Origin of the sequence: Paralysiella testudinis (assembly GCF_016894345.1) — a bacterium.
GTDB classification, from domain to species: domain Bacteria; phylum Pseudomonadota; class Gammaproteobacteria; order Burkholderiales; family Neisseriaceae; genus Paralysiella; species Paralysiella testudinis.
In genome coordinates, this window is sequence record NZ_CP069798.1 from 1,447,871 (window position 1) to 1,473,777 (window position 25,907).

Sequence of the window (25,907 nt, forward strand, 5' to 3'; positions counted from 1 at the left end):
TAATAGGCTGCCTGAAAACAAAGCCAAATGTTTTCAGGCAGCCTTACCCAACAACAGATAAAACCATGACACAACAATACGATGCGGTAATTCTGGGCGGTGGCTTGGTGGGCGCAGCCATGGCCTTGGTGTTGCAGCGCAGCGGCAAACAGGTGCTATTGCTGGACAAACAACGCCCCAGTACCGATTTGGCCGCGCTGGCGCAAAGCTGGGATGCGCGTATTTTTGCCATCAGCCCGGCCAATCAGGCTTTTTTAGACAGCTTGGGCGTGTGGCCGCATCAGCGCAACCAGCCGGTGCGGCGCATGGATGTGCGCGGCGACAGCGGCGGGCGCATTGAATTTGATGTGGGCGACAGCGGCGGCTACTTAAACCACATGGTGGAAAACCGCTATTTGCTGGCACATTTGTGGCAGGCCTTGCTGGAAGCAGGCGTAGTTACCGACACCCAAGAAGTAGTGGGCATGCGCAGCGATGTGTTCCATGCCTATATTACGCTGGCCGACGGTGCTGAAATCGGCAGCCAATTGCTGATTGGTGCCGACGGCGCCCAATCGTGGCTGCGCCATCAAGCCGGGATTGCCGTGGCCGCGCAGCCCTACCACCATCATGGCGTGGTGGCCAATTTTGCCACCGAAAAACCGCATCAGGGCTGCGCCTACCAATGGTTTAAACAGGGCGAAGTATTGGCCTATCTGCCCTTGCCGGAGCAGCAAATTTCGATTGTGTGGTCTACCGCCACGCCCGAAAAGCTTACCCAACTGGATGCGGAAGCCCTGGCCGCCACCGTGGCCGCACAAGGTGAACAGGTATTGGGTGAATTAAATGCACGCAGCCGCGCCTTTGCGTTTGAATTGGTGTTGCGTCAGCCGCAGTCCACCATCGCACAGCGCTTGGTGTTGATTGGCGATGCCGCGCACACCGTTCACCCGCTGGCCGGGCAGGGCGTGAATTTGGGCTTTGGCGACGTACAATGCCTGGCCGCCTTGCTGGCACCGGCCGCCGACATCGGCGCGTGGCACTTGCTAACCCAATACCGCCAACAGCGCCTGCTGCCGGTGCGCACCATGCAGCAAAGTTGCGACGGCTTGTTTAAACTGTTTGCCGATAAGCACATGCCCGGCCTGCCGTGGCTGCGCAATACCGGCCTTAATCTGGTTAACCACACGCCCTTATTGAAAACCCAATTGATGCGCCATGCCATGGGTTTGTAAACCCACTATTTTCAGGCAGCCTAACCCCACTATTTGCGGACACCCCTATGAGTAACGCCGACAAAATCAATGCCTGGCTAGACCAGCACGGCATCACCGAAATCGAATGTATGGTGCCCGACATGACCGGCACCCCGCGCGGCAAAATCATCCCGCGCTACAAATACAACCCCGCCGAAGGGATGCGCATGGCCGAAGCCGTGTTTACCCAAACCGTTACCGGCAACTACCCCGAAGAAGATTTTACCCCCGAAACCGACCCCGATATGCGACTGTTGCCCGACCCCGATACCGTGCGCCTGGTGCCATGGGCGTCGGAGCCGACGGCGCAAATCATCCACGACAGCCTGCGTTTTGACGGCACGCCGGTGGAGCTGGCACCACGCAATGTGCTCAAACGCGTGCTGGCCGAATACCAAAAGCTGGGTATGCGGCCGGTGATTGCGCCGGAAATGGAATTTTATCTGGTGCAAATGCAGCCGGATGAAGACCTGCCACTGGAGCCGCCGGTGGGGCGCACCCGCCGCACCGAAGCCGGGCGGCAAAGCTTCAGCATCGACGCCATGAACGACTACGAAGACATCTTCGATGTGATGTACGACTGGTGCGAAGCGCAAAACATCGGCGTGGACACGCTGATTCACGAAATGGGCCCGGCGCAAATGGAAATCAATCTGGATCACGGCGACCCGCTGGCGTTGGCCGATCAGGTATTTCTGTTCAAACGCACCATCCGCGAAGTGGCCATCCGCAAAAACATGTACGCCACCTTTATGGCCAAACCCATGCAGGGCGAGCCGGGCAGTGCCATGCACCTGCACCAAAGCGTGGTCGATATTGCCAGCGGGCAAAACGTGTTCAGCAATGCACAAGGCGAGGCCACTGAGGCGTTTTTCCACCATATCGCCGGGCTGCAAACCTATCTGCCCGCCGCAATGCCGTTTCTGGCGCCGTTTGTGAATTCCTACCGCCGCCTCAGCCGCTTTTCCGCCGCGCCAATCAACCTCGAATGGGGCTACGACAACCGCACCTGCGGCCTGCGTGTGCCGCAAGCGCACCCGCAAGCCCGCCGCGTGGAAAACCGCCTGCCCGGCGTGGATGCCAACCCCTATCTGGCATTTGCCGCGAGCCTCGGCGCCGGTTTGCTGGGGATGCAGCAACAACTGCGGCCCACCGAGCCGCTCACCGGCAGCGGCTACAGCCGCCCCAAAAAACTGCCCCGCCATTTGGACGACGCCGTAGAAGAGCTGCTGGCCTGCACACCGCTGCACGACTTGCTCGGGCCTAATTTTGTAAAATGCTATGCGGCCATTAAAGAAACCGAATTTGAAGAATTTTTTGAAGTCATCAGCCCGTGGGAACGGCGCTATCTGCTGTTGCAGGTTTAGTGATTTTTCAGGCTGCCTGAAACATTTTGTAAAGCCATTACCATGCTCAGCCCACACAGCTGCGATTTATTCCAGCGCCCGTTTTTCCAGTTTGCGCAAATGAAGCAATACCAGCCCGAAGCCATCGAGCCCACTAAAGCGGCTTATCGGGCGGCGTGGCGGCAGTGGCAAAGCCTGATTTTGCAGGTGTATGCACAGCTGGGTGTGCCCTTTGCACCGCCGCACATTGAGCGCTGGTGTAATGGCTGGCAAGTGCGGGCGCACTTTTTTGCCTATTTCAAATATCAGCAGCATCAACAAGATGCGGCCATCTTTTCCATCCTGCTCAACCGCCGCCGCTTAAGCATCAGCCTTGATTGGCATCGCCACCGCGCCCACCAGTCGCGGCTTACTTTGGCGCAATACCGGCAATGGCCTGCCGCATTGGATGCGAGCGCGTATGCCGATTGGTCGATGTGGCGCGACAGCGACGGCGAATATGCTGACCACCCCACCGTGGCCACCCAGCTTGCCCACGACTTGGCTTTGGCCGACGACGATTTTTTCTGCATTGGCCGCCATATTGAACGCAACGATTTGGCACAAACCGACAGCCTGGTCGCCATCACCGAAACCATCCGCGCTTTACAGCCCTTATACGAAGCCTGTTGGCAACGGTAAATCGGTGTCAATATTTTCAGGCAGCCTTATCTGGCATAAGTCAAGGATTTTGCACATTTTCCAATTAAGCGATGCCAATAGCGTATGATATAGACATGATAAATTTTCTTGACATTAACAAAGGAACGTATCATGCGACATAGCTTATCCCTGCCCACGTTGGGTGCTGCCGTTTTGCTGGCTTTGGCTGCTTATCCGGCACAGGCCGATGAATACGGCAACTACGGCAAACAAACCTTGATGCAATTAATCAACGACTACCCCGGGCGGTCTGCCGGCTCCAGCAAAGAGCCGCAGGCCGCTGAGTTTATGCGCGGGCGTATGGCACACGGCGGCTATCAGCAAAGCGAGCAGCCGTTTTCTTTCACCGCCAGCCGCGGCATTTTGAGCGGGCAAACCCTCAATAGTAAAAACATTGTGGTGAGCAAGCAAGGCCAAGGTTCCGACCAAACCTTGTATGTGGGTGCGCATTACGACACCGCGTTCAGCACTGCCCGGCTTGACCGCAGCACTTTGCAAGGCTTGGATGACAACAGCTCCGGTGCCGCCGTGCTCACCGAATTAACACGCAATCTGGCCAATATCGACACCGAGCACAACCTGAGCTTTATCGCCTTTGGCGCGGAAGAAATGGGTTTGGTGGGTTCCAAGCATTTTGTTGCCCAAATGAGTGCCGCAGAGCGGGCAAAAGCCATCGGCATGTACAATTTGGACAGCCTGATTACCGGCGATTTTATGTATGCCAATGGCGGCGATTTGAGTTACGACCGTGCCAGCGGCCAATCCGTGCCCCGCTATGCCGCCCTGCGCGACCACGCCTTAGCCGTGGCCAAGGAGTTGGGCATTACCGTGAAAATGAATCAGGGTGACAAGCCGGTGCCGGGCACCAACGAGCCATACAAGCCCAAAGGGGTGGGTTGCTGTAGCGACCAAGAATCATTCGATGCAGCCGGGATGCCGGTGGTGGCCTTTGAGGCCACCAACTGGGATTTGGGGCCTGATTTTGACGGCTACACCCAAACCGACAATCCCGGCATCCCCGGCGGCTCTACTTGGCATAACCCCGCAACCGACAACTGGCAATTCCTCACCTCGGTATTGGGTGAAGAGCGGGTGGATCAACGCATGCGCGATTTTTCCCGCTTGCTCACGCGCCTGATTGTGGAGCAAACCAATGCCGACATCCTTGCTTCGGCAAGGCAAGGCGGTGCTGCGCTGAATCAAGCACATAATGCCATGCGCCTGAGCCAAAGCGGCATGCATGATGCATTGTCGCGCCGTTATCTGGCCTTGCAACAAGGCGGCGAGGGTGTGGGCGATGCCCAAGTATGGACGGATGGCGGCTACACCTATGCCGCGCCTGCCTATATCAATGATGTGAATCCGGCCCAACGCACCCACCAAGGCCAGATAGGCATCTATCTGGAGCAGCCTTTAGGTGCCAAAACACATTTGGGCGGTGGCTTGGCCTATGCGGTGGGCTATAACAAAATGCAAGACAGCCGCAGCAAAATCAACAGCCAGGATTTATTGGCCACCTTATACATCCACCACGGCCAAGGCAGCGGCTGGTGGGGCAATGCCGATGCCCATTACGGCCGCAGCCGCCTGAACATCACCCGCAATATTGTGATGGGCGGCGGCGATATCCCGGTGATTCTGGATCGCACCGAGCAAGGCAATACCAAAGGCAGCATCGCCGGTGCCCGTGTGCAAACCGGCTGGATTTGGCAGCATCAAAATGTGGACCACGGTCCCTATGCTGGCTTAGACTACAGCCGAATCCGTATCGATGGCTATGGTGAAACCGGCGGTAGCCGCACCGCCTTGAGCTTTAAAGACCACACCAGCCATTCACTGGAAGGGCAAATCGGCTATCAAGCGGCGGCCAATCAATGGGAAGCGGGCGGGGTGAAATGGTCGCCCTATGCCCGCGCGGCTTGGGTGCACGAATTCAAAGACGGCCGCTTTCAACGGGTGGATACTGTAGCGCAAATCGATCAGGGCAGCCGCTCGGTGTGGCTGGGCGATACCGACAAATCATTTGCCCGCATAACGTTGGGGCTGCAAGCGCAAATAACCCCCCGTTTGGGTGCGTATGCGGAGCTGAACACCCGCTTGGCGCATAAAGAAGGCAAACAGCCTTCCGGCAGCCTTGGTGTGCAATACCGTTTCTGATGGTTTGGCAGAATGAAAAAGGCTGCCTGAAACTTATCTTTCAGGTAGCCTGATTGGTGGTTGGCGGGAGCGACAGTATCTACACTTGCTTCTCGATTGTTTCAACGCTCTGGGCAGTAGGCGGGGAATGCGGCCGCAATAATCTGCGATGACAGCATCAAATCGTGCGATGAGGTCGGACATGAGGCCTAACGCCCAAGTTCACCGCGCCCATGCGAAGCATGGGCGTCCGTGTGCAAGACCAGTTAGGCTGGTGGCAAATGGGGTAGCGGTTGATTTCACGAAGCCTCATTGCAGCCGTTCTCTTTGACTACGCGTTGTGTTGATGCTGGGAACTTTACCAACTTGGATGCAGGCCGCCGAGGACGGGCAACGAGCTCGCCGCCACAGTTCGGGCAGGAGCCAGTCAGGATGCCATCTGCACATGCAGCACAGAAGGTGCACTCGAACGAACAAATGCGAGCTTCGGTGGACTCCGGTGGAAGATCCTTGTTGCAGCATTCACAGCTTGGGCGTAGTTGAAGCATCTCAGTCCTCTATCTTTGTTAGTGAAGGCCTAACGCCTGAATTAAGCCGCCTAGCGCAGTGATGAAGGCGGCGTGGCCGGCTGTCTACGCAAAATTATTTCTTAATATGCAGTTAAATATACGTGGTTTGTTTTGTATGACGTGTAGCACAAGCTCTTCGCCTATGATGCAAATGCTTCTTTCCCAAGGGTGGCCGAAAGTACCAAAATCTAGATTTTTATTCATCGCTATGGCGTAGTCGCCATCGGGATAATAACCGCGTCGTAGCTCTAAAACATCTCCGGCATAGCATTGGTGTTGCCAGTCAAGATAATAGAACTCCTCGTTACCAAAGGTAGAACACTTTAGGCCACCAGTAATGCATTTAGTTAGTTCGTGAATCATTGCGTCATTATGAGTCAAGGCAAGGCCGAAGGTAATGGATTGCCGAGGCTCAGATATGCTTGGAAAATTTTCTATTGAGGGATTGAAATTGTATTTTCGATAGAACTCGTCCCATATAACTGAGTATTCCGGCTCTGCTAATAGACGCATTGATTCTCCTTTTATTAAATGCTGTCTGAAAAATTTCAATTGATTATGAATAGCCATGCGTAACTTTTGGATTTTCGATCAGAGCGTAGATACCATCTCTCGCACCAAGCCGAGCTGAAGAATTGAACCAGACGAAGAACTAGGCGGGCTAGCTCCTTGTTGGAACTCCCGTGCTCCCGAAGCAGCAGCAGAAGCTTATGCACCAAGGCATTGGCGTGGTCTGGGGGCAGGATGAAGCTGGAATAGAAACGTGACCAGACAGAGTTCAAGACCGGGTATGCGTCTGGAACGGACAAGGTGAGCGAGAAAATGAACTCCTCGTGGGAGTGGATAGATTCGCGGTGCTCATCGAAGTACATATCAAAGGACATTGCGCGCCCCCTAACGCCTGAGTTAAGTCGCGCCGCGAAGCAGGTTCGGCTTGAATGAATTGTTAGGCCACACACTATTGTGGCCAGTTTTTTTGTATCTCTAAAATTCTCTCGTCCAATTTTGCGAGATAGCAATTCATCTCTTGTGGATTACGATCAGTTCCGCTTCCAACTGCCTCGCGTTGAAGTGCGCATTCTTGTTTTGCGTATTCTTCCCAAGCCTGTTGAGAATTATTTATAAGTCTAAGCGTTTCTGCAATGTCCAAACCGTAAGACTTGCCATTTGTTTCGGCTCTGTACTTAGAAGTTGCTATAACCCCCTTGAGAAAGCGTTCTTTTTGGTCAGCCAGTCGACTCCAGCACTCAAGTCGCTTTTCCGCGTCCATGTTGGGGCAGTAATTCTCTGCAAGAACTATAGCAGGTGACATGAGCAATGTGGCAATAGCGACAGCTTTTATGGGGTTCACCTGATTTCTCCAGTGTGGTCTAACGCCTGAGTTAAGGCGGGTCGCGAAGCAGGCTCGGCTTGAACGAATGGTTATGCGGGGATATCTGCGATGAATCTGTCTTGTGCTTCTTGCCACGCATCGGACTGAAGCTTTGCCGTTTGTGTGAAATGTGAAAATAATTCTTCTAAGTATTCGAAGCCGATCAAATGCGCCATGCGAATAACTCGTTCATCTTCGTCAACGCCTTCGCGAATTCTCATCATGAGTGAAGCAAGATATTGCTGCCAGCTTTTAAATACTGTTCGATATTCGTAAGGCGACTCGATATCCATCTCGATGATCTCTCTGGTTGCTGGGTCGAGGAAAATGATCAGATCGAAATTGCCATCGTCGAGAATTGGTATCAGGTAATTTCCGGTGTATAATTCTTGGGCTTCAGGTTCAATGAAGAACTCATCTGGAGGTCCAAAGTAAAAATCCAAGTTTTCAGGTAAGATTTTCATTCGGTATGAATCAAGGAACACTTTCGCTGGCCTCATTGAAAAAAGTGCTTCGAATGCTTCTTCTCTCGTGGTCGGCATAATTTGCCTCTCCCGTATAACGCCTGAGTTAAGCCGCGCTGCGTAGTGGCACGGCGTTGTGCTAGAAGCTAGCACAAAAGGCCGGGCCACGAAGCGGCATCGGTTTGAACGAATTGTGAGGTGTGCACTCAACTGGGTCAACAATCTTGTTGATCTGCCCGGCCTTGAATGAAAACTCCGACTGACCTTGAAGGTCAAGGACGGTGCCGGCACTAGGGCCGTTAGGTACGTCAACGGCGAGCTTGCCTCTGTAGGCAATCTCAGCAATGGCAGAGTCTAAGTTGAGCGTCATTTTAGTGATGCGCTGCTCGCGCTCAGAGAATAGTAACTTGGATTTCTCGGCGAGTTCTCTGAACTTGTCGATGCCGTCTGTGGCATCGGTTAACTGTCCGCCGGAGTAGTTTTCAAAGCGAACATTCAGCGACAAGAGCGCGAGCATGCCGTCAATGTCGAAAGAGTTGTAGGCAATTAAGTAACGGTCAATCAATTATTCTTTGTCAGAGTTGCTCATAGTTTCTCCATGCACACCTAACGTCTGAATTAAGGGGCACGCTTTAGTGCGTCCTGCTTGAATGATGGGTTAGGCAATTTAGCCCCCAAAACCTTCTGACCATTCTGCCTTGTCAAGCTCATATTCATCAATTGAAAAACCATCCAAATGGTCTCTAAATCCTGGTTGAAGTTTTAACTTTTGAATTGCTATATTTGCATTTTCTCTATTTGAAAAAATACCAATCATTTTTACATCTTCATTGTCCTCGTCTTTTTTTCTGAGGTGTTGAACTACGTAAGCTGATTTCATCTCGATATCCTTTAAAAATTATTAAAATGCTCTATCGCCGAATTTTTGCAATTTAGAGTATTCAGTATTGGTACCAGTTTTATAATTACCAGCACCATATTTTGCATCTAACAGACGTTTCGCAAAAGCACTCCCTGTTTCATTAGGATTTTTGCAGGGTCTTTCACCGCTTGCCCATGATGGAATATCTGTTGCCGCTTCTTTTGCTGTCTGATTGGCAAGTCTTGTTTTGTATTCGGAGCAACTAAAAGTAGCGGCATTGGCACTGGATATAAAGTTGGTGATAGGTAACAACCCTACGACAAAAGTAACTGCCAATGTAATGCCCAGCAGTAAATTTCTCATTTAACAATCCTTTCAAAAAGCTTGGCATAAATTAAGGCGATGCCAAGTATGCCTAACGTCTGAGTTAAGCCGCCTGGCGCAGTTGAGAAAGCGGCATGGTACGCTGTTTGTACCATGCCGACGAGCCACGAAGCAAGGTCGGCTTGAACGAATTGTTAGACAACAAACGGTTTTTTTAGAGAAGGCTTTGATATAGTTCTAGATCGCGATCTGAAAAACAACAAAATACCACTTGCTCGACAGATGTGTCAGCAGTTGAGACTGTCTCGACCGCGATTCTGGCTGCTTGGTCTGCTGGATACCCATAGATTCCAGTGCTGATGCAGGGAAAGGCTAAAGATATAGCCCCAATTCTCTCGGCCTCTTTGAGCGAGTTGATGTAGCAAGATGCGAGAAGCTCTGGTTCACTATTCGAACCGCCATTCCAGACTGGCCCGACTGTGTGAATGATGTACTTTGCCGGAAGCTTGTAGCCCGCGGTAGTCTTGGCTTGCCCGGTCTTGCAGCCGTGAAGCACGCGGCATTCGTTCACGAGCTCATGGCCAGCAGCTCTGTGAATTGCGCCGTCGACACCACCGCCACCGAGCAGGGAGGAGTTTGCAGCATTTACGACTGCATCAACTGCTAGCTTGGTAATGTCTGCTTTTATGGCCGATAGCTGCATTCTATGTCTTGTTGTCTAACGCCTGAGTTAAGCCGCCTTGCGCAGTGGAGAAGGCGGCGTGGTACGCTGTTTGTACCACGCCGACGAGCTACGAAGCAAGGTCGGCTTGAACGAATTGTTAGAGCTCAGTCTGCTGCATTGATCTGAGCACTTGTGATTTGGCCGTTGCTGACGGATACGCGGCACTCGTAACGAAAGAATGGGCTCTTGTGATTCAGAACAGATATCACTCCGATTCGGTCAATGAGATCGAAAATCACGAAATTTTTTTCTTTCGCCGCTGTGAGAACCGCATCAGCGGCCAATCCGACACTTAACGAGCCACAAAAACTGCGCAATAATTGCGAATTGTAGCGGTCATAGGCTATGAAACCGACAACAACCAGAGCTAAGACCAAGAAAATTTTTCCAACTGCTTTAAGGAACTTCATCGAGTTGCACCTTCCTTCAAAATGAGCCCTAACACCTGAATTAAGCCGCGCTGCGAAGCGGCGTCGGCTTGAATGAATTGTTAGGCAGCACTTCACCAACGGTCCGGTGAGCCACTCAACCATTGCAAACGAGTGTATTTTTGATCTGCCGTCGCCTCCCATTGGATAGAGCGAAGTCCAGACGCAGGTAACTTATAACCTGCCTGATATGCGCTGAGAATACTGCCAATGCTGCCTCGCATGGAGTCTTGACCCAATATGATGCTCCACTCAGGCATCAATCTACGCGCCATGGAAAGAACATCCATAACAAGAGACGGCCAGCTCTCAGCCTCATGGCTGATGATAAAACTTGCGTGTTCAATTTTTTCGTCATTAATGAGCAGGCGTTCCATTTCTACTTCTTGTGCGACAAATCTACCGACACGCTCAAGCTTCTTGAGCATGATGCCGCTGTAACCTCCGAAGTAAGAAATTGACCAAGAAGATTGCATGAACTCTCCTGTGCTGCCTAACGCCTAAGTTAAGCCGCGGTGCGAAGTGGACTAGCGGCGGTGTACGCTGTCAAGCGTACACCGCCGCTAGTCCACGAAGCAACGTCGGCTTGAACGAATTGTTAGGTGACATGACCTGTCAATAGCATGACCAGTGCGTCAGGGGAATGTTCAAACCAGTTCCCGTTGCTGTCTTTCTGACGAAAGAACCAGCGCCTATCGTAACTCTTCGCGTTGAGTGCGAGAAACTTATGGAACCAGTCATCCAGAAAGGGCAGGAATTTATTCGCGAACGGATGTTGCGAGGAAAATTCCTCGGGTTTGCACGAAGTAAGAAATCTAACAATCTCTCTGATGGCCGGTGCATCTATGGAGCTTTTAGTTTTTGTGGGATCGGGAAGAGAGATACGAAAAGACAAAACCTCAATTCCTTCTTCTTCCCACCATTCGTAAAAGTTGGTGTTGGTCAGGTCTTTCCCTACAAGTTGCTCAAGTTTGTACTTCAGTGCGTTGTAAGCCTTTAGCGATTCGTCTCCTTCAATGTCGACCAGCCGCGTATATTCCTCTATTGCGCTAAGTGCAACAGGGTAGCTTACCTCTGCGGTACGTAGATCTGGTAAATATGCTTCTGGGAGTGAGAGCGAGATAGTTTGTCCCATGTCACCTAACGCACTAGTTCAGCGGCCGCGTAGCGGTCCGCTGGAACGTCGGGTTAGACCCTTCGCTCGGCGGCGAGTCCAAAACGACCTCACGAGGAAAGAGACAGAAATCTTCGGACCGCTCGGCGTGGTCGACCGCGAACCAAACGAAGCCATACGAATCGATCTGGACGATCTCGCGGACCTGTCCAACCAGTGAGCACAGGTGATCCTGATCTTCGAGCGGCAGGTCATGCACGCATGAGGCAACAGACTCGATTCGCACGCGTGTACCCACCGAGAGCACGTGGCCAAGCGAATCAGTCGGCGACAGCGGAAAGGTCTGCTCGCTCATGGGGTCTAACGCCTGAGTTAAGCCGCGTAGCGCAGTGGACGCAGCGGCGTGGTAGCGTAAGCGTACCACGACGAGGCGGCCACGAAGCGACGTCGGCTTGAACGAATTGTTAGACCGGCAGTGACCATCGCTTACGGCCTATTGATTTGAATTTGCTTATAGGTAGAGAGCCACGCTCATTTCTTGCTTTTGAGCCTGGCGCTGATAATGCAACAACAATAGGCTCTCTCTCAGCTTCCCATATTTCAATAGCTTCGAAGCTATGGTTCATAATAACCAACAGAACACAATCCCACTCACAGTAAATTTTGATTGATCCAAGTCTCTGTCCGGGTTTGTATTTTTCAGGTAAGCAGCGCCCTTTAATTTGAACCTTCCGTAGTAAGCCATTGGAATATTCAATTGCATCGTAGCCTGCTTGACGAGCAGGAGTTAGCTGTAAGTTTAACAAGCGTGCCGCTTCGTATTCAGCGACTTCTCCAGTAATCCCAAGTGGTTTGCCTGTAGCAGCGTAGAATTTTTGAGCTAATTTCTTTGCTTCAGCTAGTAGCTCTAGAACGTGCTGAGAATTTTCCATGCCGGTCTAACGCCTGAGTTAAGCCGAAATGCGTAGTGGCGACGCGTTGTGGTACAGGCTACCACAAGAGGCGGCGCCACGAAGCATTTTCGGCTTGAACGAATTGTTAGGCCGCACTAGAGCTGACTCCATTTTTGCCATGAACCTATGGCAGTAGCTACACCTACGATTAGACAAATTGCAGAAGTAAAAAGCCAGAATCTTAAGCTGTTCTCGGGGAACGCTGGACGTAACAATGGGAAACAAACTGCACGAACAATGTAAATTGTACTAATAACGACTAGCGCTGTTTTTGTGATAGGGAGTCGTTGTACGATGCCTGCACCTGATAAGGCATATAGACCGAACACTGCAAGCACAGTCGAAACAGTAAAAGCGACGAGCTTAGGATACCAATGGCCTTGTTCTGAAAGTTTTGCAATGTACTCTCCTGCCCCTAAGAATCGGAATAAAGGAGCCCCTATGAATACACACGCAAAATGCAATGCGCTAGCGATGAAGTTAAAGGCGGCTGCAAACAGGAGTAAATAGTTCACGATGCACCTCGGTTGTGCGGCCTAACGCCTGAGCTAAGCGGCAGCATCAATCGCGAAGCGATTGATCTGTCCGCTTGAGCGAAATGTTAGGCGCAAGGTTAAACGCCAGAGATGATGGATGCACGCTGCCGCTCGTATTCGGCGGGGGTGATCTTGCCGGATGCGCGCAGCTCGTCGAGCTTTCCGAGGCGTGCTGCCGGACTAGATTTCTTCTTGGCAGCTTTCCAAACGACGTAACCGAGGATCGCCAGGACGCCCATAAAGAAGGCGAAGGCGATGACAAGAATGATGAGCTCACGAAACCCGAGCATTTAGCACTCCTTGCGAGACTGAGGGGCTTGTTGCGCCTAACGCCTGAGTTAAGTTGTGAGGCGCAGTGGCGCCGCGTTGTGGTAAACGTTACCACAAAAGTCGGCGCCACGAAGCCGAATCGACTTGAACGAATTGTTAGACATGCGAACGATGATTTTTCCTGTGGGAAAGCCATAAACAAGCCACTGCAACAAGTAACGCGGCTGCTGAGAGCCAGAAATAAACGAATGAATCGTCATCGTGGACAATCAGTGTGTCTGGATCGAAGTATCGCCCTTCTTCGTTGAACATATTTCTATACTGCCAAAACTCCGAGTAATAGAGCCAACCAAAGAAAGCAGCACAGATAGCCGATGCCCACCCTAAAACCGCAGCGATTGATCTTGGCCAGCTTTTCATGCTTTTTTGAGATGCCAACTAATTTCCAGAGCAGGTCTAACGCCTGAGTTAAGCCGCGTGGCGCAGTTGCGCGGACGACGTGGTAGCTTAAGCGTACCACGCCGGCAAGCAACGAAGCAACGTCGGCTTGAACGAACTGTTAGGTATCAATTGGTTCGCTTTCTCAGGTCTTGCAGGCATGTCATTGCAAATTCTCTGCACGATTCGTTTGTCTTTGGGTTTGATACAACGTGTTCCAGACATTCGCGAAACTTTTGAGGGAGATCCGAAGGAACTGGATTCCCATTCTGAAAGTCATTCTCCATAGCTGCTCTGTCGAGCAGGCCAACAATCGAAATGCTCGGCTGACGGTAAAGTGAGTCAAGGAGCGTCGTCGAATACTCGGATATCTTGTGCTCTTCAATGAAGCTTCCAAAAGGTCCCGGTCCACCATAGTCAAGTTCTGGATATTGCTCAATAAGCGCAACTATTTTGTTCAGAACATCCGCAAACGGAAACACAGATAGATCATCAATGTTCTCGTAAACTCTATCAATGATGATGTACTTGTCATCCGCATCGCGTGCCTTTTGAGCGGCCTGATGAAACTCTAAGAACAAGTTTTCAAGATATTCGGACACGAAATTCTCCGGTATTGATACCTAACGCTCGAGTTAAGCCGCGCCGCGAAGCGGCGTCGGCTTGAACGAATTGTTAGACATCATTTGCCGACTACCTTGGTGCTCTCGCCTTTCACGTAGTGAACAAATTCTTCCAACTGATCAGCGTGCAAGGCCAAGCGATCTTCTTCTTGTCCAAGATAAGCCTGTCTAGCTTCAAGCAAGACGGGCTGATACTGGGCCGGTAGGCGCTCCATTGCCCAGTCGGCAGCGACATCCTTCGGCGCGATTTTGCCGGTTATTGCGCTGTACCAAATGCGGGACAACGTAAGCACTACATTTCGCTCATCGCCGGCCCAGTCGGGCTGCGAGTTCCATAGCTTCAAGGTTTCCCTCAGCGCCTCGAATAGATCCTGTTCAGGAACCGGGTCAAAGAATTCCTCCGCTGCCGGACCTACCAAGGCAACGCTATGTTCTCTTGCTTTTGTAAGCAGGATAGCTAGATCAATGTCGATCATGGCTGGCTCGAAGATACCCGCAAGAATGTCATTGCGCTGCCATTCTCCAAATTGCAGCTCGCGCTTAGCCGGATAACGCCACGGGATGATGTCGTCATGCACGACAAGGGTGACTTCTATAGCGCGGAGCGTCTCGCTCTCGCCAGGGAAAGCCGAAGCCTCCATAAGGTCATTGAGCAATGCTCGCCGCGTCGTTTCATCAAGCTTTACGGCCACAGTAACCAACAAATCAATATCGCTGTATGGCTTCAGGCCGCCATCCACTGCGGAGCCGTACAAATGCACGGCCAGCAACGTTGATTCCAGATGGCGCTCAATGACGCTTAGCACCTCTGATAGTTGGTTCGAAATTTCGATGGTCACCGCTACCCTCATGATGTCTAACGCTTAATATACACCTGTTCAGGTGTATATTTCCTTAATAAATAGGTGTATAACACAATTCAACCCAATGGTTTTCCATAATAACCAATACTAGAGGTTTGATATGGTACTTAAAAACACACCTACAGCGCCTAAGTTGTTGGATTTGGTGCGGGAAAAATTGCGTTTGCTTCATTACAGTATACGAACCGAAGATCAATATGTCCAGTGGATCAAACGCTTTATTTTGTTTCACGGCAAGCGGCATCCGCGTGAAATGGGTGGTGGGGAGGTAACGGCATTTTTAACGGATTTGGCGGTGCGGAGCAATGTGGCGGCATCAACGCAAAATCAAGCTTTATCCGCCTTGTTGTTTTTGTATCGAGAGGTATTGGCTATAGATTTGCCTTGGATGAATGAGATGGTACGTGCCAAAAGACCGGCTCGTTTGCCGGTGGTGTTGACACAAAATGAGGTGGCGGCCGTACTTTTGCGGATGCAAGGAGTGTATGCCTTGATGGCACAGTTGCTTTACGGCACAGGTATGCGTTTGATGGAGTGTGCGCGGTTGCGTGTGAAAGATGTGGATTTTGAGCGGCTGGAAATTGTGGTGCGGGATGGCAAGGGTGCAAAGGATCGGGTAACCATGCTGCCGCAAAAGACAGTAGCGCCTCTACAAGAACATCTGCGCCACCGCCGCTTATTGTTTGACGATGATTTGGCACAATGCAAGGCGGCGGTGTACCTGCCTGATGCGCTGGCGGCAAAATACCCGAATGCAGCCATTGAATGGGGCTGGCAGTATGTTTTCCCCTCTGGCAGCTATTCTACCGACCCGCGTAGCGGCGCGGTACGTCGCCACCATATCGATGAAAAGCTGCTGCAGCGAGCGATGAAGCGGGCGGTGCAGGCAGTGGGTTTGGCCAAACCGGCCACGCCGCATACTTTGCGGCACAGTTTTGCAACCCATCTTTTACAGGCAGGTTATGATATTCGTACGGTTCAGGAGTTGCTGGGGCATGCGGATGTGGCCACCACGATGATTTATACTCATGTATTGAATAAGGGCGGCTGTGGAGTGGATAGCCCGCTGGATAGATTGTGAACTGCTTTTTTAGATAATGGCACATTGGGCAGGTCATGCAAACATGAAGCAAATATGATTTTGTCCTGAAAAATATGCTGCTGAAAAAAGAGCGTAAACAGGCTCTGGGGGCTGGCAAGGTAAAAATCACAGTTTAAGAAAATCGAAACGCAGATAAACACGGATTTTGTTTGGATTGCTTTTATTTTATAAGCATCAGTACAGAAACATTCAGGCAGCCTAAAAACCTATTTAGGCTGCCTGAATGTTTTTGTGTCGGCTTTTATCAAGCCGCATTGCCTTCCAAAAAATCCTGCGCAAAGCGTTGCAGCACGCCGCCGGCTTCGTAGATCAGCACTTCTTCGGCGGTATCCAAACGGCTGGTGACGGGCACTTTCACAGTTTCACCATTGGCGCGGTGGATAAGCAAAGTAAGTTCACCGCGCGGGATGCGTTCGCCGATCACGTCGTAGGTTTCGGTGCCGCCCAATTCCAGCGTTTTGCGGTTGGTGCCGGGCAGAAATTGCAGCGGCAACACGCCCATGCCAATCAGGTTGGTGCGGTGAATGCGCTCGAAGCCTTCGGCCACAATGGCTTCCACACCCGCGAGGCGCACGCCTTTGGCGGCCCAGTCGCGGCTCGAGCCTTGGCCATAGTCGGCGCCGGCCACGATAATCAGCGGCTGTTTGCGGTTCATATAGGTTTCGATGGCTTCCCACATGCGCATGGTTTGGCCTTCGGGTTCTACGCGGGCGAGCGAGCCTTGCTTCACGGTGCCGTCTTCGTTTTTCACCATTTCGTTAAACAATTTGGGGTTGGCGAAGGTGGCGCGTTGGGCGGTGAGGTGGTCGCCGCGGTGGGTGGCGTAGGAGTTAAAGTCTTCTTCAGGCAGCCCCATTTTGTGCAGGTATTCGCCGGCGGCGCTGTTCATCAAAATGGCGTTGGAAGGCGACAGGTGGTCGGTGGTGATGTTGTCGGGCAAAATCGCCAGCGGGCGCATGCCTTTGAGGGTGCGCTCGCCTGCCAATGCGCCTTCCCAATAAGGCGGGCGGCGGATATAGGTGGACATGGGGCGCCAGTCGTAGAGCGGGCTGGGTGCTTTTTCGGCGGCACCGGTGTCGAACATGGGAATGTAAATATCGCGGAATTGCTGCGGCTTCACATGTTCGGCCACGATGGCGTCGATTTCTTCATCTGTCGGCCAGATGTCTTTCAGGCGGATTTCTTTGCCGTCTGAAACGCCCAATACGTCATTTTCAATATCAAAACGGATGCTGCCGGCAATGGCGTAGGCCACCACCAACGGCGGCGAAGCCAAGAAAGCTTGTTTGGCGTAGGGGTGGATGCGGCCGTCGAAGTTGCGGTTGCCGCTCAATACGGCGGTGGCATATAAATCGCGGTCGATGATTTCTTGCTGGATTTGCGGGTCGAGCGCGCCGCTCATGCCGTTGCAAGTGGTGCAGGCAAAGGCGACGATGCCGAAGCCGAGCTGCTCCAATTCGCTCAACAAGCCTGCTTCTTGCAAATAGATTTCGGCTACTTTGGAGCCGGGCGCAAACGAGGATTTCACCCACGGTTTGCGGATTAAACCCAGTTTGTTGGCATTGCGTGCCAGCAGGGCAGCGGCCACCACGTTGCGCGGGTTGCTGGTGTTGGTGCACGAGGTAATGGCGGCGATAATCACCGCGCCATCAGGCATTTTGCCGTCGGCAGGCGTTTCGTAAGGCGCGGCCAAGCCTTTGGCGGCTAAATCGGCGGTGGCAAAACGGGCGTGTGGGTTGGAGGGGCCGGCCATATTGCGGCCTACGGTGGAAAGATCGAATGTCAACACGCGCGGATACACGGCGTTTTTCAATTCGCTCGCCCACAAGCCGGCGGTTTTGGCATAGGTTTCCACCAATTTCACTTGCGCATCGTCGCGGCCGGTGAGTTTCAAATAATCGATGGTTTGCTGGTCGATGTAGAACATGCCGGCGGTGGCACCGTATTCGGGGGTCATGTTGGAGATGGTGGCGCGGTCGCCCACAGACAGGCTTTCGGCACCTTCGCCGTAGAATTCCACAAATGCGCCCACTACGCGCTCTTTGCGCAAAAATTCGGTGAGTGCCAACACAATATCGGTGGCGGTGATGCCGCTTTGGCGCTTACCGGTGAGCTCCACGCCCACGATGTCGGGCAGGCGCATCATTGAAGCGCGGCCAAGCATCACGGTTTCGGCTTCCAAGCCGCCCACGCCCACGGAAATCACGCCCAGCGCATCAACGTGCGGGGTGTGCGAATCGGTGCCCACGCAGGTGTCGGGGAAGGCGACGCCCTGGCCGTTTTTATCTGTCTTTACTTGAACCACGGGCGACATTTTTTCCAAGTTGATTTGGTGCATAATGCCGTTGCCCGCCGGAATCACGTCTACATTTTCAAATGCGGTTTTGGTCCAGTTGATAAAGTGGAAACGGTCTTCGTTGCGGCGGTCTTCAATATCGCGGTTTTTCTGGAAGGCATCGGGGTCGAAGCCGCCGCATTCCACTGCCAGCGAGTGGTCGACAATCAATTGGGTTTGCACCACAGGGTTTACTTTTGAAGGATTGCCGCCTTTGTCGGCAATCGCATCGCGCAAGCCGGCCAAATCCACCAGTGCGGTTTGGCCGAGAATGTCGTGGCACACCACACGCGCGGGAAACCACGGAAAGTCGATTTCCTGTTTGCGCTCGATGAGTTGGGTGAGCCAGGAATCGAGCGTGGCTTGATCGACATTGTCGGCGCGGTTCACCAAGTTTTCCGCCAGAATACGGCTGGTGTAGGGCAGGGTGTCGTAGCTGCCGGGGGCGATGGCTTCGCAGGCGGCGCGGGCATCGTAGTATTTGAGATCGGTGCCGGGCAGGGGTTTGAGATATTGGGCGTTGGTGTTCATGGTTTCTGCTTCCATTCCTTAAGGTTATTGCTGGATGATTTTTTTTATGGGTGGATCAAGGTTTCAGGCAGCCTGAAAAACGGGTTTATGTGTTATTGGCCGCAAGGGCTGATGCTGCTGCTCAATCGGCTTAGCTGGTGGCGTACGCTGCCGCTGCGGCAAATCAGGGTGGCACTGTTGGCTTTGGCATTGATGCGGTACACATCCAGCGTGGCTTGGCTGGGCTTTCCGGTTTGGTCGTGGGCGCTGATCATGTAATCGTAGCCGCCGTTGCGCAGCAATACCCAGCTGTGGCTACTGTTGCCGCTATTGCAACTGCCGTTTTCGATATCGGCGGTGCGATTGCTGAACACCAGCTCCGGTTTGTTGGCCGCGCCGAAGCGATAGTGCAGGGTGTCGCCACTTTGGCTCAACTGCACCGGCTTGCCGTTGGTGGTGGTGCAGCTGAACAGCACTTCATTGGCGCTGGCCATGCTTGCGGCACCTGCCAAAACCAACAGGGCAACAACTGTAGAAATCCGGAGAGATATAGGCATGGTATTCCTTTCCAGTCAAAATTGAAGCCCCTCTTTATAGGGTGCCTACAAGAGAATTAGCGTTTATTTAGTCACAGCGGGAAGCAATATTGGACAAGTCAAAAATATGGTTCACCACAGTTCCTGTACGGCATTGCAATGTAGTCACCGGCGTATCCGAGCCAGAACGCATGACCTTGACATCACCATACGGCTGCTTGTGATAACGGTCACCGCCGCCTGTCACCACATAGTCATAGTCCCCATTGGACAAATGAATGGATGCCTCACTGCCATCGCCATTGCTGGCGGTGCACGCGGTGATCTCAGTCTGCTGGCGGTCAGAAGTGAAAGCGAGCTCTGGCTTGCCCGGCTTGCCGAAACGGTAGCCAAAGTTTTGACCGTGGTCGGTGACCATAATTTGCTTGCCGTTGGTGGTGGTGCAGCTGAATAGCACTTTATCGGCAGCCAAGGCAACGGCGGGCAGCGCCAACAAAGTGGCCAATATGGTGGATAAAACACGGATTTTCATGGTGTACTCCTTTTTGTTTGCTGCGGTAATTTTAACTGAAGCCGATGCGAGGCATGGTGCTTGGCTTACTTTCCTTTTAATGCTTTTCGGCTTTGGCGTAGAAAAGGATCGCTGTAGAGGCTGGCATTTGAACCGCAAACGTTGTCGCGGCAAGCAGCGGTGTTCGTATAATAATTTTCGTCTTCACCCGGCGGCGGAACTAGGGTGAGGCGACGCTTGTCTACGGCAAAGGTAACGCGGCAAATATTGGCGCTATTGGGCGCTTGCAAGCGCCAATTATTTTGGTCGGCCACTAAGTCCATGTGGCCGTTCAGCTCACATCCGCCAGAGGTGGTGGCAAAGGTGTTGACTTCGAGGTTGTAGGCATAATGGCCGGAGCTGGTTTGGCGCAGGCTGAGCTTATTCATGGCGCGGCATTTGTGGTAGTTGCCATGATCGTCGACAGTATAACAATCGCCCGGTACCTGATACTGGCCACTCAAATCGGGCTTTTGTGCCGGTGCTTCTGCATGGGCGAGCGGCAACCAAGCGCTGTTGGCGAATAGCGCACCTAAAAACAGGTTGAGGCACGGCTGGTGTTTCATTTTGCTATCCTTAATTAAATTAAATGTAGGCCATATAGGGGTTTACATTCAATTGAGTATCGTGCCTGCAGAAAACATATAACTCAGGCTGCCTGAAAGGTTTTCAGGCAGCCTGAACAGCACTTACTTGCGTTTGGCCAGCGGCACGAATTTTTGATCATCGGGGCCGGTGTAGTTGGCGCTGGGGCGGATGATTTTGCCGTCTTGGCGCTGCTCCAACACATGCGCTGCCCAGCCGCTGGTGCGCGAAATCACAAACAGCGGGGTGAACATGGCGGTGGGTACACCCAGTTTGTGGTAAGACACGGCAGAGAACCAATCCAGATTGGGGAACATTTTTTTGTTGTCCCACATCACGCTTTCCAGGCGCTCGGCCACGTCGAATAAGGTCATGTCGCCGGTTTCTTTGCTCAGGTCGCGCGCCACTTCTTTAATCACCACGTTGCGCGGGTCGGCAATGGTGTATACCGGATGGCCAAAGCCGATTACGATTTCTTTTTTCTCCAGCCGTGCCAGAATGTCTTGTTCGGCATCGTCGGCATTGCGGTAGCGGCTTTGGATGTCGTAAGCCACTTCGTTGGCGCCGCCGTGTTTGGGGCCTTTGAGCGCGCCGATGGCGCCGGAAATAGCGGAATACATATCGGAGCCGGTGCCGGTAATCACGCGGGCAGTGAAGGTGGAGGCGTTGAATTCGTGTTCGGCATACAGAATCAGCGATACGTGCATGGCTTTAACATGCGCGGCACTGGGACGCTCGCCGTGCAGCAGATGCAGGAAATGGCCGCCGATGCTGTCTTCTTCGCTGTCGAGGCTGATGATTTTGCCGTTGTGGCTGTAGTGATACCAATACAAGAGCATGCTGCCCAAAGACGCCATTAGTTTGTCGGCAATGTCGCGTGCTTCGCTTAAGGGCTGGCTTTCGCGCTCGGGCAGGGTGCAGCCCAGTGCAGAAACGCCGGTGCGCATCACGTCCATGGGATGGGCGGCGGCGGGGATGTTTTCCAATACGGCCAGCACATTGGCGGGCAGATTGCGCAAGGCTTTGAGTTTGGTTTTGTAGGCGGCCAGCTCGTGTTTGTTGGGCAAATGGCCATGCACCAAGAGATGCGCCACTTCTTCAAATTCGCAGTTTTTGGCCAAATCGATGATGTCGTAGCCACGGTAGCTCAAATCATTGCCGTGTTTGCCCACGGTGCACAGGGCGGTGTTGCCGGCGGCCACGCCGGATAAAGCCACCGATTTTTTCGGCTTCGGGGTAACGGCTTCTTGGGTTTCGCCGGCAGCGGGTTTGCGGGTTGCCATGGTGTTGTTCTCCTTTGTTTGTTTTTCGTGTTGGGGTTTGGGTTTCAGGCAGCCTTTACAGCCAAAAATTAATACCGGGCGAAAACGCCGTGGGATATTGAGTTTCTAGGCTATATCAGGCTGCCTAAGCTTTTATACAGCATCATCAATGCCAATAATGCCAAAATCAACAGGCTGAGTTGGCGGAAACGCTGGAACGGGATGCGCTTGCGCAGCCATACGCCCAGCAGCAGCACCGCCACCGCCACCATGCTCGGCCACAACAGCAATGATGCGGGGATATCCATTTGCCGCAGCAGCGGCCACAACATCATCACCTGCACCACTTTGGCCAATGCAAAACACAAATTAGCGGCTTGGGCGATTTCGTTTTTATCGCGGCTTTTGGCCAGCAGATACATCATCAATACCGCAGACATGGCATTGGTGGCACCGCCCACAATGCCTGCGGCCAAGCCAAATACGGCGGTAAGACTTTTGCTTTCAGGCAGCCTGAACGGCTTGGGGCGTAGAGCCAAAATCACATACAGCGCAATCAATAAAGCCAGTGCCAATTGCAGCCAAGCCGAGGGTACCATCAGCAGCAGTTTTACACCGATAAAGCTACCGATAATGCTGCTCACAGCTAGCAAGGTGTAGCGGCGCAAAATCGGCCACACCGCACCGCCGGTGAACACGCTGATGCTGTTAATCAGCAGCATTGGCAACACGGTGAGCGCCACCGCTTCTTTCATGCTCATGCTCAACGCCAATACCGAAGTGGGAATTAGCGTGAAGCCGATGCCCACCATGCCGTGCAATAGCGCGGCGGCGGCAAACACCAGCGCCAGAAAACCGGCGGTGGGCATGGTTTATTTTTGTTGGGTAAAGAGCTGATCCAGCTTTTGCTCGTAGTCGTGGTAGCCGAGGAAATCATAGAGCTCCATGCGTGTTTGCATGGTGTCTACGGCATTTTCTTGAGTACCGTCGTTTTTGATGTGCTGGTATACATTCAAAGCCGCTTTGCTGGCGGCGCGGAATGAAGACAGCGGATAGAGCACCAAATCCACGCCCACTTCGGCCAGCTGTTGCTGGGTATAGAGCGGGGTGGCGCCAAATTCGGTGATGTTGGCCAATACCGGCACTTTCACCGCATCCACAAACTGGCGGTACATGGCCAACTCGGTGATGGCTTCGGGGAAAATCATGTCGGCACCGGCTTCCACGCAGGCTTGGGCGCGGTCGATGGCGGATTGCAAGCCTTCCACCGCCAGTGCATCGGTGCGCGCCATAATCACAAAATTATCGTCTACGCGGGCATCCACGGCGGCCTTGATGCGGTCTACCATTTCCGCTTGCGACACAATGGCCTTGTTGGGGCGGTGGCCGCAGCGTTTTTGCGCCACTTGGTCTTCGATGTGCACGGCGGCCACACCGGCTTTTTCCATGCTGCGGATGGTGCGGGCGATATTAAACGCACCGCCCCAGCCGGTGTCGATGTCCACCAACAAGGGGGTGTCGACATTGTCGGTGATGCGGCGCGCATCAATCAGCACGTCTTCTAGGCTGGTGATGCCCAAATCGGGAATGCCGCACGAGCACGCGGCCACGCCGCCGCCGGACAAATAAATCGCCTTGAAACCGGAAGCGGTGGCAAGGCGGGCAAAATAGGCATTAACACAGCCGACAACGGCCAGTGGGTGTTCGGATTGGACAGCTTGGCGGAAACGCAGGCCGGCAGAGGCTTGACTCATGAAATTCTCCTGAAAATGATGTTGTTCTTATGTCTTTGTTAACGGAGATACTTTAGAGCAAAAACATTATGCCTGTCAATGGGCTTTCATGCTGTTGGCGTAGTGCGGCGATGATGGGGATTGAGCAAGCAAAAAAAAACCATCTGCACCAAGGGGAGAGTGCAGATGGTTAAACACATTACGGGGAAAACGTCTTACTCACTACAAACTTGTTTGGAGGAAACAAGTGATGCCTAGACCGGCTTTGATAGGGCTAAGTTCTGCGTTGATTGGTTAAAAACTGTAAAAGGTATTTAAAGGTATTTGAGGATATGGATGTTGCTGTTGCTGAGTAATGAATCGCGAGTGATAAAAATGGCATTTTGTTGTTTTTCGAATGGCGTTTTATAACAATAAAATCAATTGCTAAAGTGGTTTCTTTGCTCTAAAAATAGATTAATTGATATTAATTAGGTATTTGTGCATCTATTTTTTACATTTATGTTGATTTAAGTGAAAAACTAAAAGCATAGAAAAAATAATAAAATATTATTGTATTTTCATATATAATCATAATCGAAAATAAGTGATGCAGGTTGTGGTGGCCACAAGCCATGAAAGATGAGGACATGATGTTATCCACTTTTAGTGCATTTTTAGAGCAAAATAATTTATTGGCATTGTTTCTCACCATCGCACTGGGTTATTTGCTCGGTGCGGTGAATATCCGGGGATTTTCTCTGGGGGCGGGGGCGGTGTTGTTTGTGGGACAGGGCGGTGGGCGCGTTTGCGCCCGCTTCTACGCCGCCAAGTTTAATGGGGCAGCTGGGCTTGCTGTTGTTTTTGTATGGTGTGGGCATTGCCTATGGTGCGCAGTTTTTCCGTGGCCTCACCAGCAAGAGCGGCCTTAAAGCCAATTTGGCGGCTTTGGTTGGCTTATTGGTGGCCACCGTGGTGATGCTGGCCGCAGTGCAGTGGATGCCGGGCGTGGGCTTGCACGAGGCCTTGGGTGCGTTTTCCGGTGCCGGTACCAGCACCGCCGCTTTGCAGGCAGCCTTGGTGGTGGCGGAAAACAAGGCGCCAGCCACCGGCTATTCCGTGGCCTATCCGTTTGGGGTGGCGGTGCCGATTTTGATGTTGGGGCTCTACCATGCTTGGCGTAAACCGGCCATTGATCGCGGCGGCAAGGCGGTGATTACCACGCATGAAGTGGAAGTGCATGCCGAAGACATGCTGGGGCTCACCCTGGCCGAAGCGAGTGCCAAAATTCCGCGCCGGGTATCAATTGCGGCGCTGCGACGCAACCACAAAACCGTGGCGGCACGGCCTGAGGAGGTATTGCAAGAAGGCGATGTGCTGATGCTCACCGGGGTGGACAGCAAAACCTTGGACGAAGTGGCCGACCAATTCGGCATTACCCAGCACAACCGCATTGCCGGCGCTCGCGGCGATTTGGACTATATCCGCCTGTTTGTTTCCAATCCGAAAATCGCCAACCGCCGTTTGGCGGATGTACAGCAAGAAATCCCGGCGCAATGGGAAGCGCGTATTCTGCATTTGCGCCGCAACGATGCTGACATGACGCCCAAGCCGGATCGCATTCTGGAGTTTGGCGATCGGGTGGGTATTTTGGCACCGCGCCGCCATATTCAGGCACTGAAAGCCCTGTTTGGCGATTCGGTGCGTTCCACCGGCGAGCTGAATTTTATCGGCATCGGCTTAGGCGCGGCTTTGGGCATGGCGGTAGGCTCCATTCCGCTGCGCTTGCCTTTGCTGGGCACTTTTAGTTTGGGTTTTGCCGGTTTGCTGCTGGTGGCGCTGTTTTTGGGTTGGCGCCGCCGCAGCGGCAAAATCCAGTGGGTGATGCCAGTGTCGGCCAATAATGTGCTGCGCAATTTCGGCCTTACCCTGTTTTTGGCGCAAGTGGGCATGTCTTCCGGGCACACTTTTGTGAACACGGTAACTCAAAGCGGGCTGACCTATATACTGCTGGCGGTGGCCATTGTGGCGGCCATGGTGCTGATCACCATGCTGGTGTCGATGTGGTTATTCAAAATACCCTTTGATTTGGCCGCCGGCATTGTGAGCGGGGTGACCGGCAATCCGGCCATCTTGGCCTTTTCCAGCCGCACCACCCAAACCGACAAACCCGATATCGGCTATGCGATGATTTTTCCGTCGATGACGGTGCTGAAGATTTTGATTGTGCAGGTGATTGGCGCCTTGGGTTGGGGCGGCTAGCCGCAAGCCATCCGCAATCAACAAAACCGCCGGCAAGCATATTGCCGGCGGTTTCTTTTTGGTTGGAATTGAAGTAACTGAAGTTACACCCACT

At 52.7% G+C, this 25,907-nt stretch carries 29 protein-coding genes; 6 read left to right on the forward strand and 23 right to left on the reverse strand.

What is annotated here, in order from left to right; genetic code table 11:
- The first annotated feature begins 65 nt into the window (after nucleotides 1-65).
- The 4 genes from JQU52_RS07530 (at nucleotide 66) to JQU52_RS07545 (ending at nucleotide 5,440) form a co-directional block, all read left to right on the forward strand.
- Nucleotides 66-1,214 carry an FAD-dependent monooxygenase gene (locus tag JQU52_RS07530; protein ID WP_230340491.1) on the forward strand — a complete coding sequence of 383 codons (1,149 nt, stop codon included), beginning with the start codon at nucleotides 66-68 and terminating at the stop codon, nucleotides 1,212-1,214.
- Nucleotides 1,215-1,261: 47 nt separating this feature from the next.
- Complete coding sequence (locus JQU52_RS07535; RefSeq protein WP_230340492.1) at nucleotides 1,262-2,602, forward strand: glutamine synthetase family protein; 1,341 nt, start codon at nucleotides 1,262-1,264, stop codon at nucleotides 2,600-2,602.
- A 42-nt stretch (nucleotides 2,603-2,644) separates the two neighbouring features.
- Nucleotides 2,645-3,262, forward strand: coding sequence for a glucose-6-phosphate 1-dehydrogenase family protein (locus tag JQU52_RS07540; protein ID WP_230340493.1), 618 nt, complete (start codon nucleotides 2,645-2,647; stop codon nucleotides 3,260-3,262).
- A gap of 132 nt (nucleotides 3,263-3,394) precedes the next feature.
- The gene (locus tag JQU52_RS07545; protein ID WP_230340494.1) at nucleotides 3,395-5,440 is read left to right on the forward strand and encodes an autotransporter domain-containing protein; all 2,046 of its coding nucleotides are present in this window, start codon (nucleotides 3,395-3,397) and stop codon (nucleotides 5,438-5,440) included.
- 278 nt (nucleotides 5,441-5,718) lie between these two features.
- Here JQU52_RS07545 and JQU52_RS07550 read toward each other — a convergent pair whose 3' ends face one another.
- The 16 genes from JQU52_RS07550 to JQU52_RS07625 all read right to left on the reverse strand — a co-directional run bounded on the left by JQU52_RS07550 (nucleotide 5,719) and on the right by JQU52_RS07625 (nucleotide 14,947).
- On the reverse strand, nucleotides 5,719-5,967 hold the full coding sequence (locus JQU52_RS07550; RefSeq protein WP_230337914.1) for a DUF1272 domain-containing protein: 249 nt from the start codon (nucleotides 5,965-5,967) through the stop codon (nucleotides 5,719-5,721).
- An 84-nt stretch (nucleotides 5,968-6,051) separates the two neighbouring features.
- Entirely contained in the window at nucleotides 6,052-6,558 is a 507-nt protein-coding gene (locus JQU52_RS07555; protein ID WP_230337915.1) for a DUF2716 domain-containing protein, read from the reverse strand.
- A gap of 388 nt (nucleotides 6,559-6,946) precedes the next feature.
- Nucleotides 6,947-7,339, reverse strand: a complete 393-nt coding sequence (locus JQU52_RS07560) for a lysozyme inhibitor LprI family protein (RefSeq protein ID WP_230337916.1) — start codon at nucleotides 7,337-7,339, stop codon at nucleotides 6,947-6,949.
- Nucleotides 7,340-7,410: 71 nt separating this feature from the next.
- On the reverse strand, nucleotides 7,411-7,902 hold the full coding sequence (locus JQU52_RS07565; protein WP_230337917.1) for a hypothetical protein: 492 nt from the start codon (nucleotides 7,900-7,902) through the stop codon (nucleotides 7,411-7,413).
- A 61-nt stretch (nucleotides 7,903-7,963) separates the two neighbouring features.
- Nucleotides 7,964-8,389, reverse strand: coding sequence for a nuclear transport factor 2 family protein (locus JQU52_RS07570; RefSeq protein WP_230337918.1), 426 nt, complete (start codon nucleotides 8,387-8,389; stop codon nucleotides 7,964-7,966).
- 102 nt (nucleotides 8,390-8,491) lie between these two features.
- A complete protein-coding gene (locus tag JQU52_RS07575) occupies nucleotides 8,492-8,704 on the reverse strand; it encodes a DUF7336 domain-containing protein (protein ID WP_230337919.1) in 213 nt (70 codons plus the stop codon).
- A gap of 21 nt (nucleotides 8,705-8,725) precedes the next feature.
- Complete coding sequence (locus tag JQU52_RS07580) at nucleotides 8,726-9,049, reverse strand: type IV secretion protein Rhs (protein WP_230337920.1); 324 nt, start codon at nucleotides 9,047-9,049, stop codon at nucleotides 8,726-8,728.
- Between the two features lie 175 nt (nucleotides 9,050-9,224).
- Nucleotides 9,225-9,713, reverse strand: coding sequence for an O-acetyl-ADP-ribose deacetylase (locus JQU52_RS07585; RefSeq protein ID WP_230337921.1), 489 nt, complete (start codon nucleotides 9,711-9,713; stop codon nucleotides 9,225-9,227).
- A gap of 125 nt (nucleotides 9,714-9,838) precedes the next feature.
- A complete protein-coding gene (locus JQU52_RS07590) occupies nucleotides 9,839-10,144 on the reverse strand; it encodes a hypothetical protein (protein ID WP_230337922.1) in 306 nt (101 codons plus the stop codon).
- Between the two features lie 92 nt (nucleotides 10,145-10,236).
- Complete coding sequence (locus JQU52_RS07595; protein ID WP_230337923.1) at nucleotides 10,237-10,638, reverse strand: hypothetical protein; 402 nt, start codon at nucleotides 10,636-10,638, stop codon at nucleotides 10,237-10,239.
- A gap of 122 nt (nucleotides 10,639-10,760) precedes the next feature.
- A complete protein-coding gene (locus JQU52_RS07600) occupies nucleotides 10,761-11,297 on the reverse strand; it encodes a hypothetical protein (protein ID WP_230337924.1) in 537 nt (178 codons plus the stop codon).
- 13 nt (nucleotides 11,298-11,310) lie between these two features.
- Entirely contained in the window at nucleotides 11,311-11,631 is a 321-nt protein-coding gene (locus JQU52_RS07605) for a hypothetical protein (protein WP_230337925.1), read from the reverse strand.
- A 109-nt stretch (nucleotides 11,632-11,740) separates the two neighbouring features.
- A complete protein-coding gene (locus JQU52_RS07610) occupies nucleotides 11,741-12,208 on the reverse strand; it encodes a DUF6998 domain-containing protein (protein ID WP_230337926.1) in 468 nt (155 codons plus the stop codon).
- A gap of 634 nt (nucleotides 12,209-12,842) precedes the next feature.
- The gene (locus JQU52_RS07615) at nucleotides 12,843-13,055 is read right to left on the reverse strand and encodes an SHOCT domain-containing protein (protein ID WP_230337927.1); all 213 of its coding nucleotides are present in this window, start codon (nucleotides 13,053-13,055) and stop codon (nucleotides 12,843-12,845) included.
- A 546-nt stretch (nucleotides 13,056-13,601) separates the two neighbouring features.
- Complete coding sequence (locus tag JQU52_RS07620; RefSeq protein ID WP_230337928.1) at nucleotides 13,602-14,075, reverse strand: hypothetical protein; 474 nt, start codon at nucleotides 14,073-14,075, stop codon at nucleotides 13,602-13,604.
- A gap of 80 nt (nucleotides 14,076-14,155) precedes the next feature.
- Nucleotides 14,156-14,947, reverse strand: coding sequence for an AadA family aminoglycoside 3''-O-nucleotidyltransferase (locus JQU52_RS07625; protein ID WP_178928966.1), 792 nt, complete (start codon nucleotides 14,945-14,947; stop codon nucleotides 14,156-14,158).
- Nucleotides 14,948-15,059: 112 nt separating this feature from the next.
- On the opposite strand from JQU52_RS07625, the gene JQU52_RS07630 reads away from it, so the two are divergent.
- Nucleotides 15,060-16,040, forward strand: coding sequence for an integron integrase (locus tag JQU52_RS07630; RefSeq protein WP_230337929.1), 981 nt, complete (start codon nucleotides 15,060-15,062; stop codon nucleotides 16,038-16,040).
- Between the two features lie 265 nt (nucleotides 16,041-16,305).
- Here the strand turns inward: JQU52_RS07630 and acnD are convergent, their stop codons facing one another.
- The 7 genes from acnD to prpB form a co-directional block, all read right to left on the reverse strand.
- On the reverse strand, nucleotides 16,306-18,927 hold the full coding sequence (acnD, locus tag JQU52_RS07635; RefSeq protein WP_230337930.1) for a Fe/S-dependent 2-methylisocitrate dehydratase AcnD: 2,622 nt from the start codon (nucleotides 18,925-18,927) through the stop codon (nucleotides 16,306-16,308).
- Nucleotides 18,928-19,019: 92 nt separating this feature from the next.
- Nucleotides 19,020-19,400: a hypothetical protein gene (locus JQU52_RS07640; RefSeq protein WP_230337931.1), complete on the reverse strand. Its 381-nt coding sequence runs from the start codon at nucleotides 19,398-19,400 to the stop codon at nucleotides 19,020-19,022.
- Nucleotides 19,401-19,530: 130 nt separating this feature from the next.
- Nucleotides 19,531-19,974: a hypothetical protein gene (locus tag JQU52_RS07645; RefSeq protein WP_230337932.1), complete on the reverse strand. Its 444-nt coding sequence runs from the start codon at nucleotides 19,972-19,974 to the stop codon at nucleotides 19,531-19,533.
- Between the two features lie 65 nt (nucleotides 19,975-20,039).
- A complete protein-coding gene (locus JQU52_RS07650) occupies nucleotides 20,040-20,558 on the reverse strand; it encodes a hypothetical protein (protein ID WP_230337933.1) in 519 nt (172 codons plus the stop codon).
- Nucleotides 20,559-20,681: 123 nt separating this feature from the next.
- Entirely contained in the window at nucleotides 20,682-21,860 is a 1,179-nt protein-coding gene (gene prpC, locus JQU52_RS07655) for a bifunctional 2-methylcitrate synthase/citrate synthase (RefSeq protein WP_230337934.1), read from the reverse strand.
- A gap of 110 nt (nucleotides 21,861-21,970) precedes the next feature.
- Nucleotides 21,971-22,708, reverse strand: coding sequence for a sulfite exporter TauE/SafE family protein (locus JQU52_RS07660; RefSeq protein ID WP_230337935.1), 738 nt, complete (start codon nucleotides 22,706-22,708; stop codon nucleotides 21,971-21,973).
- 3 nt (nucleotides 22,709-22,711) lie between these two features.
- The gene (prpB, locus tag JQU52_RS07665) at nucleotides 22,712-23,593 is read right to left on the reverse strand and encodes a methylisocitrate lyase (protein ID WP_230337936.1); all 882 of its coding nucleotides are present in this window, start codon (nucleotides 23,591-23,593) and stop codon (nucleotides 22,712-22,714) included.
- A gap of 741 nt (nucleotides 23,594-24,334) precedes the next feature.
- Between prpB and JQU52_RS07670 the strand changes: the two genes are divergently transcribed.
- Nucleotides 24,335-25,813 (forward strand): aspartate:alanine exchanger family transporter, encoded by a 1,479-nt coding sequence (locus JQU52_RS07670; RefSeq protein ID WP_230337937.1) that lies wholly within the window; start codon nucleotides 24,335-24,337, stop codon nucleotides 25,811-25,813.
- Nucleotides 25,814-25,907: the final 94 nt, after the last annotated feature.